The sequence below is a fragment of the Dyella ginsengisoli genome (assembly GCF_044904665.1).
Taxonomy (GTDB): Bacteria; Pseudomonadota; Gammaproteobacteria; order Xanthomonadales; family Rhodanobacteraceae; genus Dyella_A; species Dyella_A ginsengisoli.
This window is the reverse complement of sequence record NZ_JADIKM010000001.1, coordinates 295,509-310,675: the sequence shown is the minus strand read 5'-3', so window position 1 is coordinate 310,675 and position 15,167 is coordinate 295,509. Positions and strand designations below refer to the sequence as shown.

At 66.3% G+C, this 15,167-nt stretch carries 19 protein-coding genes and 1 tRNA gene; 6 read left to right on the top strand and 14 right to left on the bottom strand.

The window, feature by feature from the left end; genetic code table 11:
- Positions 1 to 14 precede the first annotated feature (14 nt).
- The gene (locus ISP17_RS01445) at positions 15 to 284 is read right to left on the bottom strand and encodes a phosphopantetheine-binding protein (protein ID WP_404629734.1); all 270 of its coding nucleotides are present in this window, start codon (positions 282 to 284) and stop codon (positions 15 to 17) included.
- 91 nt (positions 285 to 375) lie between these two features.
- Here ISP17_RS01445 and ISP17_RS01440 point away from each other — a divergent pair, with 91 nt between their 5' ends.
- Positions 376 to 1,368, top strand: coding sequence for a chorismate transformation enzyme, FkbO/Hyg5 family (locus tag ISP17_RS01440; protein WP_404629733.1), 993 nt, complete (start codon positions 376 to 378; stop codon positions 1,366 to 1,368).
- 91 nt (positions 1,369 to 1,459) lie between these two features.
- On the opposite strand, the gene glmU is transcribed toward ISP17_RS01440, so the two are convergent.
- From glmU to ISP17_RS01375, 13 genes are all read right to left on the bottom strand, one after another.
- Positions 1,460 to 2,830: a bifunctional UDP-N-acetylglucosamine diphosphorylase/glucosamine-1-phosphate N-acetyltransferase GlmU gene (glmU, locus tag ISP17_RS01435; RefSeq protein WP_404629732.1), complete on the bottom strand. Its 1,371-nt coding sequence runs from the start codon at positions 2,828 to 2,830 to the stop codon at positions 1,460 to 1,462.
- Between the two features lie 134 nt (positions 2,831 to 2,964).
- Entirely contained in the window at positions 2,965 to 3,393 is a 429-nt protein-coding gene (locus ISP17_RS01430) for a F0F1 ATP synthase subunit epsilon (RefSeq protein WP_404629731.1), read from the bottom strand.
- 53 nt (positions 3,394 to 3,446) lie between these two features.
- Positions 3,447 to 4,859, bottom strand: a complete 1,413-nt coding sequence (gene atpD / locus ISP17_RS01425) for a F0F1 ATP synthase subunit beta (RefSeq protein WP_404629730.1) — start codon at positions 4,857 to 4,859, stop codon at positions 3,447 to 3,449.
- Between the two features lie 130 nt (positions 4,860 to 4,989).
- Positions 4,990 to 5,907: a F0F1 ATP synthase subunit gamma gene (atpG, locus tag ISP17_RS01420; RefSeq protein WP_404629729.1), complete on the bottom strand. Its 918-nt coding sequence runs from the start codon at positions 5,905 to 5,907 to the stop codon at positions 4,990 to 4,992.
- 88 nt (positions 5,908 to 5,995) lie between these two features.
- The gene (gene atpA, locus ISP17_RS01415; RefSeq protein WP_404629728.1) at positions 5,996 to 7,546 is read right to left on the bottom strand and encodes a F0F1 ATP synthase subunit alpha; all 1,551 of its coding nucleotides are present in this window, start codon (positions 7,544 to 7,546) and stop codon (positions 5,996 to 5,998) included.
- 60 nt (positions 7,547 to 7,606) lie between these two features.
- On the bottom strand, positions 7,607 to 8,140 hold the full coding sequence (locus tag ISP17_RS01410; RefSeq protein WP_404629727.1) for a F0F1 ATP synthase subunit delta: 534 nt from the start codon (positions 8,138 to 8,140) through the stop codon (positions 7,607 to 7,609).
- Between the two features lie 3 nt (positions 8,141 to 8,143).
- Positions 8,144 to 8,614, bottom strand: coding sequence for a F0F1 ATP synthase subunit B (locus tag ISP17_RS01405; protein WP_404629726.1), 471 nt, complete (start codon positions 8,612 to 8,614; stop codon positions 8,144 to 8,146).
- 83 nt (positions 8,615 to 8,697) lie between these two features.
- Positions 8,698 to 8,985, bottom strand: a complete 288-nt coding sequence (atpE, locus tag ISP17_RS01400; protein ID WP_404629725.1) for a F0F1 ATP synthase subunit C — start codon at positions 8,983 to 8,985, stop codon at positions 8,698 to 8,700.
- 76 nt (positions 8,986 to 9,061) lie between these two features.
- Positions 9,062 to 9,895, bottom strand: coding sequence for a F0F1 ATP synthase subunit A (gene atpB / locus ISP17_RS01395; protein ID WP_404629724.1), 834 nt, complete (start codon positions 9,893 to 9,895; stop codon positions 9,062 to 9,064).
- 3 nt (positions 9,896 to 9,898) lie between these two features.
- Complete coding sequence (locus tag ISP17_RS01390; RefSeq protein WP_404629723.1) at positions 9,899 to 10,264, bottom strand: ATP synthase subunit I; 366 nt, start codon at positions 10,262 to 10,264, stop codon at positions 9,899 to 9,901.
- Positions 10,265 to 10,453: 189 nt separating this feature from the next.
- Positions 10,454 to 10,846: a phasin family protein gene (locus ISP17_RS01385; RefSeq protein ID WP_404629722.1), complete on the bottom strand. Its 393-nt coding sequence runs from the start codon at positions 10,844 to 10,846 to the stop codon at positions 10,454 to 10,456.
- 153 nt (positions 10,847 to 10,999) lie between these two features.
- Positions 11,000 to 11,362 (bottom strand): 6-carboxytetrahydropterin synthase QueD, encoded by a 363-nt coding sequence (queD, locus tag ISP17_RS01380; protein ID WP_404629721.1) that lies wholly within the window; start codon positions 11,360 to 11,362, stop codon positions 11,000 to 11,002.
- Positions 11,363 to 11,420: 58 nt separating this feature from the next.
- Positions 11,421 to 11,497, bottom strand: a tRNA-Met gene (locus ISP17_RS01375).
- Positions 11,498 to 11,677: 180 nt separating this feature from the next.
- Here ISP17_RS01375 and ISP17_RS01370 point away from each other — a divergent pair.
- From ISP17_RS01370 to nudC, 5 genes are all read left to right on the top strand, one after another.
- A complete protein-coding gene (locus tag ISP17_RS01370; protein WP_404629720.1) occupies positions 11,678 to 12,226 on the top strand; it encodes an RNA pyrophosphohydrolase in 549 nt (182 codons plus the stop codon).
- A 169-nt stretch (positions 12,227 to 12,395) separates the two neighbouring features.
- Entirely contained in the window at positions 12,396 to 13,151 is a 756-nt protein-coding gene (locus ISP17_RS01365) for a DUF6776 family protein (RefSeq protein WP_404629719.1), read from the top strand.
- Positions 13,138 to 13,575 (top strand): bactofilin family protein, encoded by a 438-nt coding sequence (locus ISP17_RS01360; RefSeq protein WP_404629718.1) that lies wholly within the window; start codon positions 13,138 to 13,140, stop codon positions 13,573 to 13,575. Before ISP17_RS01365 ends, ISP17_RS01360 begins: the two co-directional genes overlap by 14 nt.
- Positions 13,576 to 13,788: 213 nt before the next feature.
- A complete protein-coding gene (gene erpA, locus ISP17_RS01355) occupies positions 13,789 to 14,157 on the top strand; it encodes an iron-sulfur cluster insertion protein ErpA (protein WP_404629717.1) in 369 nt (122 codons plus the stop codon).
- Between the two features lie 16 nt (positions 14,158 to 14,173).
- On the top strand, positions 14,174 to 15,139 hold the full coding sequence (nudC, locus tag ISP17_RS01350) for an NAD(+) diphosphatase (RefSeq protein ID WP_404629716.1): 966 nt from the start codon (positions 14,174 to 14,176) through the stop codon (positions 15,137 to 15,139).
- Positions 15,140 to 15,167: the final 28 nt, after the last annotated feature.

Here is a 15,167-nt window from a genome sequence, read left to right as displayed (position 1 = left end):
GGCCGGTGCGGGACTCAGCCCGCGCGATGCTGCTCGATGTGTTCGGACAGCGTGCGCAGGCTCGAAAAGATGCGGCGGTTGTCCGGATTGTCCGAGCGCAGCTGAAAACCGTAGCGCTTGGACACCGCCAGCGAGATCTCCAGCGCATCGATCGAATCGAGCCCCAGTTCGCCGCCAAACAGCGGCGCGTCCGGATCGATCTGCTCGGGGGTGACGGCCTCCAGATTGAGGCTTTCGATGACCAGGGTGGCCAGTTCGTGTTCTGCGGCGGTCTGCTCTGCCATGCTCGTTTCCGTACCCCAAAATCATTGCCTCCCCCCGGTGGCAGTGGGCGTGGAGTGTACCATGGGGCCCTTGTCGTTCTCGGTAGATCGCATGGTTCAGGGATGTGAAAAGGCGGTGGCGCAAGCCGTGGATTGCCGCGCGCCGCGGGTGTCGTATCGCACCATGGAGGCCACCGCCGCGCTGGCCGAACCGGGCATGCTGGCGGTGATCGGATTCGGCGCGGGGCAAGCCGATCGGGACGATCCGCGCTGGCTCACCCTGGCGCTGGAACCGTTCGATGCGCCGGCGCCGCTCGAGTGCTGGGAGGTCGAGGGCGAGGTGGTGGCCGGTCGCGACGGCGCCATCCGCTGGTCGCGCGGCGGCGGCTGGCTGTTCGCTTCCATCAGTCTTGAGGAAACCGAGCATGGCGGCGTGGAATCCACCGCCGAACGCGCCTACCGGGCGCTGGCTGCTTTTCTCGCCCAGCAACCGGAGCACCACGTGCTGCGGGTGTGGAACTACCTCACGGCAATCAATCACGGCGCGGGCGACGCGGAGCGCTACAAGCAATTCTGCAACGGCCGTGCGCGCGGCATGGGCGATGCCTTCGGCGAGGGCTTTCCCGCTGCGACGGCCATCGGGCATCTCGATCGTCGGCCACTGCTGCAGGTGTACCTGCTGGCCGGCGTGCAGCCCGGCCTGCGCGTGGAGAACCCGCGGCAGGTGAGCGCGTGGCGTTATCCCCGCCAATACGGCCCCACCCCACCCAGCTTCGCGCGGGCGATGCGTCTGCCCGGCGGCGACGCACTGGCGATCTCCGGCACGGCGGCGGTGGTCGGTCACGCCTCGGCGCATCACGACGACCTGCTCGCGCAGCTGGAGGAGACGCTGGCGAACCTCGAAGCCCTGCTCGCCAGCGCCGGCATGCCGGCCGGTTTCGACACGCACTCGCCGCTCAAGGCCTACGTGCGTCATCCGGCCGACGCCCGCGTGGTGCGCGACTTCTTCCGCCAGCGCCTGCCGGGCGTGCCGGCGCTGCTGCTGCACGGTGACATCTGCCGCAGCGAGCTGCTGGTGGAAATCGACGGCTGGCGCTACGCCTGAGAGCGAGAAGTGAGTGGTGAGAAGTGAGAAACGAGAGAGAGCCACGACGGTGTGTGCTTCGGCTTTTCTCTCACTTCTCACTCCTCACCACTTACTTCTGCTTCAATGGCCGCTGCCAGCCAGCCAGCGTCTGCTGCCGGCCGCGCGCCACGGTGAGTTCGCCTTCGGGCGCATCCTTGGTGATCACCGAGCCGGCGCCGATGGTGGCGCGCGCGCCGATGCGCACCGGCGCCACCAGCGCGCTGTTGGAGCCGATGAAGGCGCCGTCGTCGATGCGCGTGAGGTGCTTGTTCACGCCGTCGTAGTTGCAGGTGATGGTGCCGGCGCCGATGTTCACGCCGGCGCCGATCTGCGCGTCGCCGATATAACTCAGGTGGTTGGCCTTGCTGCCCGCCCCCAGCGTCGCCTTCTTGATCTCGACGAAGTTGCCCACGTGCACACCGCCAGCCAGTTCCGTGCCGGGGCGCAGGCGCGCGAACGGACCGATCGTGCACGGCCCGTGCGTGACCACGCCGTCCAGGTCGCAATGCGTGAGTACCACCGTGCCGCTGGCCAGGCGCACGTTGCGCAGGCGGGTGAAGGCGCCCACGCGCACGTCGTCGCCCAGCACCACCTCGCCTTCGAAGATCACGTCGACGTCGATCTCCACGTCGCTGCCGGTCTCGACCGCACCGCGCGCGTCGAAGCGCGCTGGATCGGCCAGGCGCACGCCCGCGACCATCAGCTCGTTTGCGCGGCGTTGGCGGTACTGCGCTTCGAGTTCGGCCAGTTGCAGCGGATTGTTGGCGCCGGCGGCCTCCACCGGATCGGCGCATTCCACCGAACGCGCGGCCGCGCCCTCGGCGGCGGACATCGCGAAGATGTCAGTGAGGTAGTACTCGCCCTGCGCATTGTTGCGGTCGAGCCGGCCGATCCAGCGTCGCAGGTCGGCCGCGTCGGCGGCGAGGATACCGGTGTTGATGAGGGTGACCGCGCGCTGTGCGTCGTTGGCGTCCTTCTCTTCCACCACCGCCTGCACGCGGCCGGCGTCATCGCACAGTACGCGGCCGTAGCCGTACGGATCGGCCAGACGGGTAGTGAGGAGGGCGAGACCGCCCGCCGTGTCGACCAGCGTGCGCAGCGTCTGCGCGCGGGTCAGCGGCACGTCGCCGTAAAGCACCAACACGCGCGCACCGTCGGGCACCCGCTCCAATGCGTGGCCTACCGCGTGACCGGTGCCGAGCCGCTCGGTCTGCACTACCCAATCGAGGTCCGGCTGATCGGCGAAGGCCGCCTGCACCTGATCGCCGCAGTGGCCGTAGACCACGTGAATCGCTGCCGGCTGCAGGGTGCGCGCCGCCGCCAGCACGTGGCCGAGCAGCGGCCGACCGGCCAGCGGCATCAGCACCTTGGCGCGCCGGGATTTCATGCGCTTGCCTTCGCCGGCGGCGAGGACGATGACGTGCAGGGCGGAGTCTTCCATGGGGCACCAGTCGAAACGAAACGGTGCGCAAGAATATCAGCGGGCCGACCCGGACCTGCGCCACCGCGATGGCGGGCGAATGCAAAAACGCCGGCACAAGGCCGGCGTTTTCATCGACTTCCGCAGGAGGCCGTTCAGTGCTTGAGCGTGCGGCGCAGGCGCTCCAAGGCCTGCAGCTGGGTGATCGCCTGGGCCAGCTTGGCCTGCGCCTCGGCGATCTCCATCGCGTCGGTGCGGTTGGCCAGCGCTTCCTCGGCCTGGCGCTTGGCTTCGATCGCCGCCGCTTCGTCGATGTCGGCCGAGCGGATCGCGCTGTCGGCCAGCACGGTGACCACCTGCGGCTGCACTTCGAGAATGCCGCCGCCGGTGATGGAGATGTCTACCTTCTCGCCGCTGGCTTCGGTCACGACGACCTTGCCGGGCTTGAGACGGGTGATCAGCGGCGCGTGGCGCGGGGTGATGCCCAGCTCGCCCAGCTCGCCGGTGGCAACAACCATCGTCGCCTCGCCCGAGTAGATCTCGGCTTCGGCACTGACGACGTCGACGCGGATGGTGTGGGTCATGGATGGTCTTCCGGATGCGTAAGGCTGGGGGCGGGTTTACCCGCCCCGTGGGATCAGGCGGCCTTCTTGGCGCCCATCTCCTCGGCCTTCTTGATCGCCTCGTCGATGCCGCCGACCATGTAGAACGCCTGCTCCGGCAGGTGGTCCACGTCGCCGTCCACGATCATCTTGAAGCCGCGGATGGTTTCCTTCAGCGACACGTACTTGCCCGGCGAGCCGGTGAACACCTCGGCCACGTGGAACGGCTGCGAGAAGAAGCGCTCGCACTTGCGCGCGCGGGCCACGGCCTGCTTGTCCTCTTCGGAGAGCTCGTCCATGCCCAGGATCGCGATGATGTCCTTGAGCTCCTTGTAGCGCTGCAGCGTGCCCTGCACGCGGCGAGCGACGTCGTAGTGCTCCTGACCGATCACGTTCGGGTCGAGCTGGCGGCTGGTCGAATCCAGCGGGTCCACCGCCGGGTAGATGCCGAGCGAGGCGATGTTGCGGCTCAGCACCACGGTCGCGTCCAGATGGGCGAAGGTGGTGGCCGGCGACGGGTCGGTCAGGTCGTCCGCGGGCACGTACACGGCCTGGATCGAGGTGATCGAGCCGGTCTTGGTCGAGGTGATGCGCTCCTGCAGCACGCCCATTTCCTCGGCCAGCGTCGGCTGGTAACCCACTGCCGACGGCATGCGGCCGAGCAGCGCGGACACCTCGGTACCGGCCAGCGTGTAGCGGTAGATGTTGTCGACGAAAAGCAGCACGTCCTTGCCCTTGCCGGTCTCGTCCTTCTCGTCGCGGAAGTACTCGGCCATGGTCAGGCCGGTCAGCGCCACGCGCAGGCGGTTGCCCGGCGGCTCGTTCATCTGGCCGTACACCATGGCCACCTTGTCGAGCACGTTGGAGTCCTTCATCTCGTGGTAGAAGTCGTTGCCCTCGCGGGTACGCTCGCCCACGCCGGCAAACACGGACAGACCCGAGTGCGCCTTGGCGATGTTGTTGATCAGCTCCATCATGTTCACGGTCTTGCCCACGCCGGCGCCGCCGAACAGGCCGACCTTGCCGCCCTTGGCGAACGGGCAGATCAGGTCGATGACCTTGATGCCGGTCTCCAGCAGGTCGGTGGCCGCCGCCTGGTCGGCGTAGCTCGGCGCCTCGCGGTGGATCACCCAGCGGTCCTGCTCGCCGATCGGGCCGGCCTCGTCGATCGGATTGCCGAGCACGTCCATGATGCGGCCGAGCGTCGCCTTGCCGACCGGCACCTTGATGCCTTCGCCGGTGTTGCGGGCCACCAGACCGCGCTTGAGGCCGTCGGTCGACCCGAGCGCGATGGTGCGCACGATGCCGTCGCCGAGCACCTGCTGCACTTCCAGCGTGATGTCGGTGCCGTCGATCTTCAGCGCGTCGTAAACCTGCGGCACCTGATCGCGTGCGAACTCCACGTCGATGACCGCGCCGATGATCTGTACCACTTTGCCCTGGCTCATGGGTGTGCTCCGAATGGATCTTTTAGTGTCTGGTCAAACCACGGCGCCCGGTGAAGGTCGCCTGCTCTTTGGAATAGTGCGGTCATGAATGACCGCTTTTGATCTGCTCTTGCAGGCGGGATGCCTGCGCTTATACCGCCGCGGCGCCGCCGACGATTTCCGAGATTTCCTGGGTGATCGCGGCTTGGCGCGCCTTGTTGTAGATCAGCGTCAGTTCGCCGATCACCTTGTTGGCGTTGTCCGACGCGCTCTTCATGGCGACCATGCGCGCGGCATGCTCGCTGGCGAGGTTCTCCAGCACTGCCTGGTACACCACCGACTCGATGTAGCGGTTCAGCACATGGACCAGCACCGTGGCCGCATCCGGCTCGTAGATGTAGTCCCAGTCGTGCGTCTGCTCGAGCTTGATGCCAGCGTAGGCCGAGTCGCCCGCCGCCTGGTGGGCTTCCAGCTCTGCGGCGACCAGCGGCAGCGGCAGCAGCGCGTCCAGCGTCGGCTTCTGCGTCATGGTGTTGACGAAGTCGTTGTACGCCAGCACCACGCGATCGAGCTTGCCGTCGGTGTACGCGTCGAGCACCACCTTGATCACGCCCACCAGCTGCTCGAGCTTGGGCTTCTCGCCCAGGTGAGTGACGCTGCCGACGAGATTGACACCCTTGAGGCGGCGGAAGAACTGCACGGCCTTCTGACCCACGGCCACCACGTCGACCTCGACACCCTGTTGCTGCCACGCGAGGATCGCCGGCAGCAGCCGGCGGAACAGGTTGGAGTTGAGGCCGCCGCACAGACCGCGATCGGTGCTGACCACGATGTAGCCCACCCGTGCCACCTTCTCCCGTTCCACCAGAAACGGATGGGCGATGTCGGTGCTGGCCTGAGCCACGTGCGCAATCACCTTGCGCATCTGCCGGGCGTAGGGACGCGAGGCCTTCATCAGGTCCTGCGCGCGGCGGATCTTCGAGGCCGAGACCATCTCCAGCGCACGCGTCACCTTGCGCATGTTCTGCGTGCTCTTGATCTTGGTTTTGATTTCGCGTCCGCTTGCCACGTTTGCCTCAACCTTTTGGGTTATTGCGATCCCGGTGCGTCACCGGAGGGCGCTGCGATCATCGAACGACCGCAGCGCGGGCTGCCGATTACCAGCTGCCGGTCTTCTTGTACTCGTCCAGGCCAGCCTTGAAGGTCGCCTCGATGTCGTTGTTCCAGTCACCGGTGGCGACCAGCTTCTTCATCAGCTCGCCGTGGTTCTGGTGGAAGAACGCGTGCAGGCCCTTCTCGAACGCCAGCACCTTGTTGACCGGCAGGTCGTCGAGGTAGCCCTTCTCGGCCGCGTACACCGACAGCGCCAGCTCGGCGATCGACAGCGGCGCGTACTGCGCCTGCTTCATCAGCTCGGTCACACGCTGGCCGCGGTCCAGCTGGGCGCGGGTGGCCGGATCGAGGTCCGAGGCGAACTGCGCGAACGCGGCCAGCTCGCGGTACTGCGCCAGCGCCAGCTTCACGCCGCCGGACAGCTTCTTGACGATCTTGGTCTGCGCCGCACCACCCACGCGCGACACCGAGATACCGGCGTTCACGGCCGGGCGGATGCCGGCGTTGAACAGGTCGGTCTCCAGGAAGATCTGGCCGTCGGTGATCGAGATCACGTTGGTCGGCACGAACGCGGACACGTCACCGCCCTGGGTCTCGATGATCGGCAGTGCGGTGAGCGAACCGGTCTGGCCCTTCACTTCGCCATTGGTGAACTTCTCCACGTATTCCTCGGACACGCGAGCAGCACGCTCGAGCAGACGCGAGTGGAGATAGAACACGTCACCCGGATAGGCTTCGCGGCCCGGCGGACGCTTCAGCAGCAGCGAGATCTGGCGGTAGGCCACGGCCTGCTTGGACAGATCGTCATAGACGATCAGCGCGTCCTGGCCGCGATCGCGGAAGTACTCGCCCATCGCGCAGCCCGAATACGGCGCCACGTACTGCAGCGCGGCCGACTCGGACGCCGAGGCCACCACGATGATGGTGTTGGCCAGCGCGCCGTTCTCTTCCAGCTTGCGCACCACGTTGGCGATCGACGAGCGCTTCTGGCCGATCGCGACGTAGATGCACTTAATGCCCGAATCCTTCTGCGCGATGATCGCGTCGATCGCCAGCGCTGTCTTGCCGGTCTGGCGGTCGCCGATGATCAGCTCGCGCTGGCCGCGGCCGACCGGGATCATCGCGTCGACCGACTTGTAGCCGGTCTGCAGCGGCTGGTCGACCGACTTGCGCCAGATCACGCCCGGCGCAACCTTCTCGATCGGCGCGTTGAGCTTGGCGTTGATCGGGCCCTTGCCGTCGATCGGGTTGCCCAGCGCGTCGACGACGCGACCGAGCAGCTCCGGGCCGACCGGCACTTCGAGGATGCGGCCGGTGGTCTTGGCGGTGTCGCCTTCGCGCAGGTGCTGGTACTCGCCCAGCACCACGGCGCCGACCGAATCGCGCTCGAGGTTGAGCGCCAGGGCATACGCGCTGCCCGGCAGCTCGATCATTTCGCCCTGCATCACGTCAGCCAGACCGTGGATGCGCACGATGCCGTCGGACACGCTGATGATCGTGCCCTCGTTGCGGGCCTCCGCGCCGAGCTTGAACTGCTCGATGCGGTTCTTGATCAGCTCGCTGATCTCGGACGGGTTGAGAGTGGTGCTGGACATAGGTCGTTATCCTTGGGTTCGCGCCGAGTCAACGGCACCCGATGATTTTTGAAACGTGTGTCAGTGCGTGAGGGCCGTGGCGAGACGGTCGAGACGACCGCGTGCCGAGCCGTCGATCACTTCGCTGCCGGTGTCGATCACCACGCCTGCCAGCAGCGAGGCGTCGACCTGGGTTTCCAGTTCGATCTCGCGCTTGAAGCGGCGCTTCAGCGAAGCTTTCAGCAGTTCCGTCTGCGCTGCATCCAGAGCCATCGCGCTGGTCACCTTCACCAGCAGCTGCGACTCGGCTTCGCGCTTGTAGGTTTCGTACAGGGCGGCGATTTCCGGCAGCAGGGCGAGGCGGCGGTGTTCCGCCAGCTCCGCCAGAAAGCGGCCGAACGGCGCATCCACGGCCATGTCGCGCGGCAGATGCAGCGCAACCAGCTGCGCTACCTGCACGCGCGGATCACCGCTCAGATCGCTCACCCGGGCGTCGGCAGAAACCGCCGCGGCAAACGCCAGCGCCTGCGACCAGGCGCCGATGTCGCCAGCTGCACGTGCCAACTCGAAAGCAGCGCGCGCATACGGTCGAGCGAGAGTGATGGCTTGGCTCATGGCTTAGATCTCGGCAGCGAGCTGGTCGAGCATGGCCTTGTGCGCCGTCGCGTCGATCTCGCGCTGCACGATCTTCTCGGCGCCCTGTATCGCCAGACGACCGACCCAGCCGCGCAGCTCTTCGCGCGCACGCTGCTGCATGCTGGCGACTTCTTCCGTGGCCGCCGCCTTCACGCGCGCCGCCTCGACCAGCGCCTCGGCGCGGGCCTTGTCGACGATCTGGTTGGCCTGCTGCTGGGCGCGCTCGACGATCTCGGCCGCCTGCTGGCGAGCCTGCTTGATCTCGACCGCCGCCTTGGCGTCGGCGTCCTTCAATTCGGCGCGTGCGCGCTCGGCAGCCGCCAGACCCTCGGCGACCTTCTTCTGGCGTTCTTCGATCGCGGCGTTGAGCTGCGGCCAGATGAACTTGGTGGTGAACCAGACCAGGATGGCGAACGACACCATCTGGCCCAGGAAAGTCAGATTGATATCCATGAGCTTTCCGATTGACTCCGGTAACGCGTTAAACCGCCGATCGCCGCCGTGCTATCACACGGCGGCGACTGTTATCGCGCCGATCAACCGCCGGTGGCGACCTTCAGGGCGGCGATGAGCGGGTTCGAGAACGCGAACAGCAGGGCCACGGCCAGGCCGATGATGAATGCCGCGTCGATCAGACCGGCGAGCAGGAACATGCGACCCTGCAGCAGCGGAACCAGCTCCGGCTGACGGGCAGCCGACTCAAGGAACTTGGAGCCCATGATGGCGATGCCCAAGCAGGCGCCCAGCGCGCCGAGGCCGATGATGATGCCGATGGCGATGGCGGTGAGGCCCTGGACGTGAGCGACGAGTTCGACGAGGTTCATGGAGTTCTCCTGTGAATCTTTACTTAGAGTGGTTAGGGCAAAGCGGATTGAGGCGAAACCGGATAAAGCGAGGGACTCAGTGATGCTCGTGCGCCGTCGCGATGTAGACGATGGTGAGCATCATGAAGATGAACGCCTGGAGCAGGATGATCAGGATGTGGAAGATCGCCCACGCCGTGTTGAACAGCACGCCGGGCAGGAAGCTGATCCAGCCAGCGAACAGTCCGGCGATCAGCATGAAAACCAGCTCGCCGCCGTACATGTTGCCGAACAGTCGCATGGCCAGCGACACCGGCTTAGACAGGTATTCGATGATGTTGAGGCTGAGGTTGGCCGGCACCAGCACCAGCTTTACGATGGGGTTGTGGGCATGGAACGGCGCGGTCACCAGTTCCTTGCCGAAACCCAGCGTGCCCTTGGCCTTCATGCCGTGACCGATCACGATGAAGAACACGCACAGCGCCAGGCCGATCGTCGTGTTGATGTCAGCCGTGGGCACCCAGCGGAAGAAGGTGTGGTGCGCCATTTCCGCGCCGCCCATGGTCTTGACGGCCATGCCCGGCGCATCGAGCGGCAGCAGGTCCATCGTGTTCATGAAGGTCACCCACATGAAAATGGACAGCGCCAGCGGCGTCACCGTGCGGCGGTCACCGTGAAAGGTGTCCTTCACCTGGGTGTCGACGAACTCCACGATGAGCTCGACGAAGGCCTGGCCTTTCGACGGCACGCCCGAGGTTGCCTTGCGCGCCTTCAGCCAGAACCACAGGCAGAACACCAGGCCAAGCGCGAAGGACACCACCAGTGAATCGAGGTGGATCGCCATGAACGGACCGTTGCCCAGCTGCACCGTATCGTGGTGCAGGTGGTGCTGGATATATTCGGTTAGACCGCCTTGCGGCTCGGTAGCCATGCCTCAACCCTTGAATCGAAACGCCAGCAGATTTATTGCGTAGGCAGCCACCAGCCCTGTCAAAGCGGCCAGTGGCGGCAGTTTGTATTGGCCGAGGATGGCAATCAGTCCCGCGATGATCACCATCCACTTCAGAACCATGCCCGACAGCAGACGCCCCATCGCCAGCCCTCCGGCACTCCACCCGGCGAAGGTGCGCCAGGCGAGCAGGGCTGTGCCCAGTGCCACGATCGCACCACCACCGAACGCGGCGAGCGCCGAACGAGGCCCTTGCCACAGGAAAGCGACACCCAGGATTGCGGCGATTCCCAGCTGCAGCACGATGACGCGCGCAGCGAGACGTCGACCCGAGGTTAAGCTGTTGAGCACGTGACATCCCCCACGGTTTCGCTGTGTCAGCGGCACCGGTCCGTCAGGTTGGTGGGGCACGGTCCAAGCTTTGGAATTGTAACAGGCGGCGCTTTGCAGCGACAAGCCGACCGTGGGCTAAGTTGTCGCAGTTCACGCACAAAAAAGGCCGGGTCCGAAGACCCGGCCTTTTCGACGCAAGGCGTGCGATTACTTGCTCGAAGCCTTCTTCGACGCCGCCTGTACCGGAGCCGTCACGGCCTCGTTGGCGGCCTGCTGCTGCTCCTGCATGATCGCGCCGAGCGACTCGGCGGTCTTCTGCGACACCGCGAAGATTTCCTGGCTGACCGCAACGGCGCGCTCGGCGTTGTCGCGGCTCAGGCTGGCGCCCTTCTCCCACAGGGAGCGGAAGCCGTCGATATCGCGTGCCTCCATCGCCTCGGCGAGGAAGTCGGCGGAAGCCTGGGCCTGCTTCTCGAGGGCCTTGAACTGCAGGCCGGCGACGGCCTCGAAACCCTTCAGAGCCAGCGACTGGGCCTTGAAGGCACTGTCGGAGAACTGCTTGGCATAGGCAAACGCGTGGTTGGTGAACTGCTGATTCATGGTGATCTCCCCTCGATGGGGTGGGTGGTAGTGGAGCCACCTTACCAAGAACGTTGTTGCAGTGCAATATATTTTTTGTGTCAACCCGAAACGTTTAGCCAAAAGTCATGTTTTTCAGTCGGATGACAGCGGTCCGGCTAGTAATGCATCGCATCAAAAGCTGCGCGCCGAGCACTCCGCGCCGGAAGTGCAGGTCTCATGCACCACCACCCGGTCCAGCCCGGCCAGACGCGGCGCGAGGCGCTGCCAGATCCAGCGCGCGAGCATTTCGCTGGTCGGATTCTCGAGCCCCTCGATGTCGTTGAGGTAGTGATGGTCCAGCTGCTCGTAGAGCGGCGCGAAGGCCGCCTTGACGTCGGCGAAGTCCATCACCCAGCCCAGCGACGGATCAGGCTCGCCCTGCACGTGGATCTCGACGCGGAACGAATGCCCGTGCAGCCGCGCGCACTTGTGCCCAGGCGGCACGTTGGGCAAGCGATGCGCTGCCTCGATCTGGAAAACTTTGAAGATGTGCATGACGTCTCGCCGGAATCAGAGAAGCCCGCGCATGGCGCGGAAACGTCGGCGGGGCGGATGGTGGCTATGGGTGGACTCGAACCACCGACCCCAGCATTATGAGTGCTGTGCTCTAACCAGCTGAGCTACATAGCCATGAACTGTCGCTGCCGCTGGCCGGTTCTGACCAGCGGGGCGCGGCAGTGTAATGGCCGGGTGGATGCGGTTCAAGTCTCGGCTTGCTGCCCATTTGGCCGCTATGGTTGAATCGTCCACGGAAATGCCGGCTCCGCATGCAGTGCAGCGGCTGACTCCGGGGTTTCTCCAGGAGACGACATGATCGATGTTGATGGCTATCGTCCGAACGTGGGCATCGTGCTGTTGAATGGCGATGGCCGACTGTTCTGGGCGCGTCGCGTCAACCGCGATGGATGGCAGTTTCCGCAGGGTGGCATGCGCAGCGACGAGACGCCGCTGGAGGCGATGTACCGCGAGCTGCAGGAAGAAACCGGGCTGTCGCCCGAGCACGTCCAGGTGGTCGGCGCCACTCGAGGCTGGCTGCGCTACCGGCTGCCGCATCGCTACGTTCGCCACCACCAGCGCCCGACCTGCATCGGGCAGAAACAGGTGTGGTTCCTGTTGCGCCTGGTCGGGGGCGAGGATGCGCTGAAGCTCGACGCCTGCGAGAAGCCCGAGTTCGACCTGTGGCGCTGGGTCGACTTCTGGTATCCCGCGGCCCACGTGGTGAACTTCAAGCGCCAGGTGTACGAACGTGCGTTACGCCAGTTCGCACCACTGGTGGAAGGGCTGCTCAGCATGCAGATCGGCTCGCCGCCTCCGCCGCGCGAACACGGCAGCTCCGGCAAAGGTCGCGAAGCCGCCTGAGCCCTTTCGCCGGACGGCGTTGTTGCCGATCCCACTGTTCCATCCGACCCTCATCAGGGCAAAGGCGTGCTACTGACGCGCTGAGGCGCGCTTGGCAGATTCGCGCGGCGTTCCTTGACGCTTCCGTCACGGGACGGCTATACGTTCCCTCTTTATCCGGAGGGGTCGGATGCCGCCTCGTCCACCACCGCGCTTCGTCGTGCAGACCCACGATCTCGCCAGTCGGCGTCGGCAGCGCCTGCTGTTGACGGTGGCGTGGCCGCTGAGTCTGATCGCGGTCGCGGTGATTGCGCTGTGGCTGCCCCAGGCTCCGGTGCCGCTGGTGCACAACAATCGCGCGGCGCTCAAGCAGCTGCAGGCGGAGAACGAGCAGCTCAAGCAGCAGGTGGCCGGATTGCAGCGCTCGCAACAGGTCAACGACGTGGCGATGCGCTCGCTGCAGGGCACGCTGACCGAACGCGAAGAGCAGATCAGCGGCTTGCGGGCGGATCTGGGATTCTATTCGCGCCTGGTTGGCGGCGACGGCCAGCGGCAGGGTCTGCGCGTGCAGGAGGTCCGCGTGCAGGCCGTACCGCAGTCGCGGGCATGGAACCTCACGCTCAGCCTCACCCAGAACGTGCGGCGCGGCGACCAGACCAGCGGCAAGGCCACCGTGACGGTGGAAGGGCTGCGCGGCGACAAAGTGGAGCAACTCGGCTGGGACGCCCTGGGCGACGCGGCGCAGAAGGACGGTCTGCCGTTCGCCTTCAAGTATTTCCAGCAACTGCACGCCACCTTCGTGCTGCCGGCCGATTTCCGGCCCACCCGGTTGCGCATCCACGCCATGCCCGGCAGCGGCACCGCCGCCGACCGTACCGTGGCGTGGGCCGATGCGCTCAACGGCAACATCACCAATGCCCCAGGGGACAACGATGCTCAACCGTAAACGCGCCGGGCGCGAGTCGCCCAGTCATGACACCAGCCTGATCGCCCGCGGCACCATCCTTCGCGGCGACGTGCACTTCACCGGGGCGCTGCACCTGGACGGCTGCATCGAAGGCGCGGTAATCGCCGAGGCGGAGGATGCGGTGCTGACCGTAAGCGAGCACGGCCAGGTGATCGGCGAGATCCGCGTGGCGCACGCGGTCGTCAACGGCCGCATCGACGGTAACGTGCTCAGCGATGTGCGGCTCGAACTGGCCGCGCAGGCGTGCATTTCCGGTGACGTCCACTACCGCGTGCTGGAAATGGCCGCTGGCGCGCAGGTGAACGGGCGCATGGTCCACGTGGGTGCGGAAGTGGCCCGCGAACTGACTGCCCCAAAAGCATTGACCAATGCACCGGCCGCCAGCGAAGCAGAATCGGCCTGAGCGCACGGCCGTCCCGCTCGTGCCGAGCGCGCGCGGCGGCAAGCGACGTCGACGCATCCGCCCAGGCGCGCTCCTTATCCCGCCCGTCGAGGCTGCGTCCGGTCCGCCCGCAGTCGATGCGGAGGTGAACGGCCGCAGGCGCGACCGAGCATTGGGCCAGCCCGGACGCGCTATGCTTGATGTCGGGCGTTTGCCACCTCATATGTAGCCTTCATGGAAACCATCGTCGCCTTTCCCGATTACCGCAGCGCGCAGGCGCCACTCGTCTTCACCGACGCGGCAGCGCGCAAGGTGCATGAGCTGATCCGGGAAGAGGGCAATCCCGAGCTCAAGCTGCGCGTGTACATCACCGGCGGCGGCTGCTCGGGCTTCCAGTACGGCTTCACCTTCGACGAAACGCGCGCCGAGGACGACCTGGCGCTGGAGCGCGAGGGCGTCACGCTGCTGGTCGATCCGCTGTCGCTGCAGTACCTCGGCGGCGCCGAGATCGACTACGCCGAGAACCTTTCCGGCTCGCAGTTCGTGATCCGCAATCCGAACGCCAAGACCACCTGCGGCTGCGGCTCCTCCTTCTCCACCTGAGCCGGATCCACGCGGCGTGCAGCAGCAGAACACTTTCAGCGGCCTCAGCCTGCGCCTCGACCGCGCGGCGGAACGCCGCGACGAGCGCGACTGGGTGGATGCCCGCGCCAGTGCCCCCGAGGCCCGCTTCCTGGTGCTCGATGGTGACGATCTGGCCTACGTCCAGCGCGACGCCGAATCGCTGCGCTGGCTTGGTGCCGGCGAGCGCGCCAGCTGGATGCCGGATGCCGAGCCCACGTTTCTGGGCACCGACGAGGAGCATGCCTACTTCCTGCTGAGGTTGGATGCAGCCGGATCGCACGCACCCGACGCAGCGGCGCTTGAACAAGCGCTCGGTGCCCGACGCATGCACCTGCGCCAGGCCGGCCTGCAGCTGGACGCCCACGAGGCGGCACTGTTCGCCTATGCGAAGGGCCTGGCGCACTGGCAGCGTGAGATGCGCCACTGCACCGCCTGCGGCGCACGCGTGGCGCTGGTGGCCTCCGGCCATCGTGCCCAGTGCACCAGCATCGACTGCGGCAAGCTGCATTTCCCGCGCACCGATGCGGCAATCATCGTGATCGTGGAGCACGACGGTGCCTGCCTGCTCGGCCGCCAGGCCAGCTGGCCGGCCGGTCGCTATTCCACGCTCGCCGGCTTCGTGGAGCCGGGCGAATCGCTGGAGGACGCCGTGCGCCGCGAGGTGGCCGAAGAGGCCGGTGTGCGCGTGGACGAGGTGCACTATCACTCCTCGCAGCCGTGGCCGCTGCCCGCCTCGTTGATGATCGGCTTCACCGCCACCGCGCACGACCGCGCCATCTGCCTGCGCGATGGCGAGCTGGAGGAAGCGCGCTGGTTCACGCCCGCCCAGATCCAGTCCGGCCTGGCCGACGGCAGTTTCGCCACCCCGCCGAAGCTGTCGGTGTCCTATCGGCTGCTTGCACACTGGCTGCACGAGCGCGCCGGGCTCGCGCTGGACGAGCTGATCGCCCGCGCGCGCTGAATCGGTCGCTTACAATGCGGACTTCCGT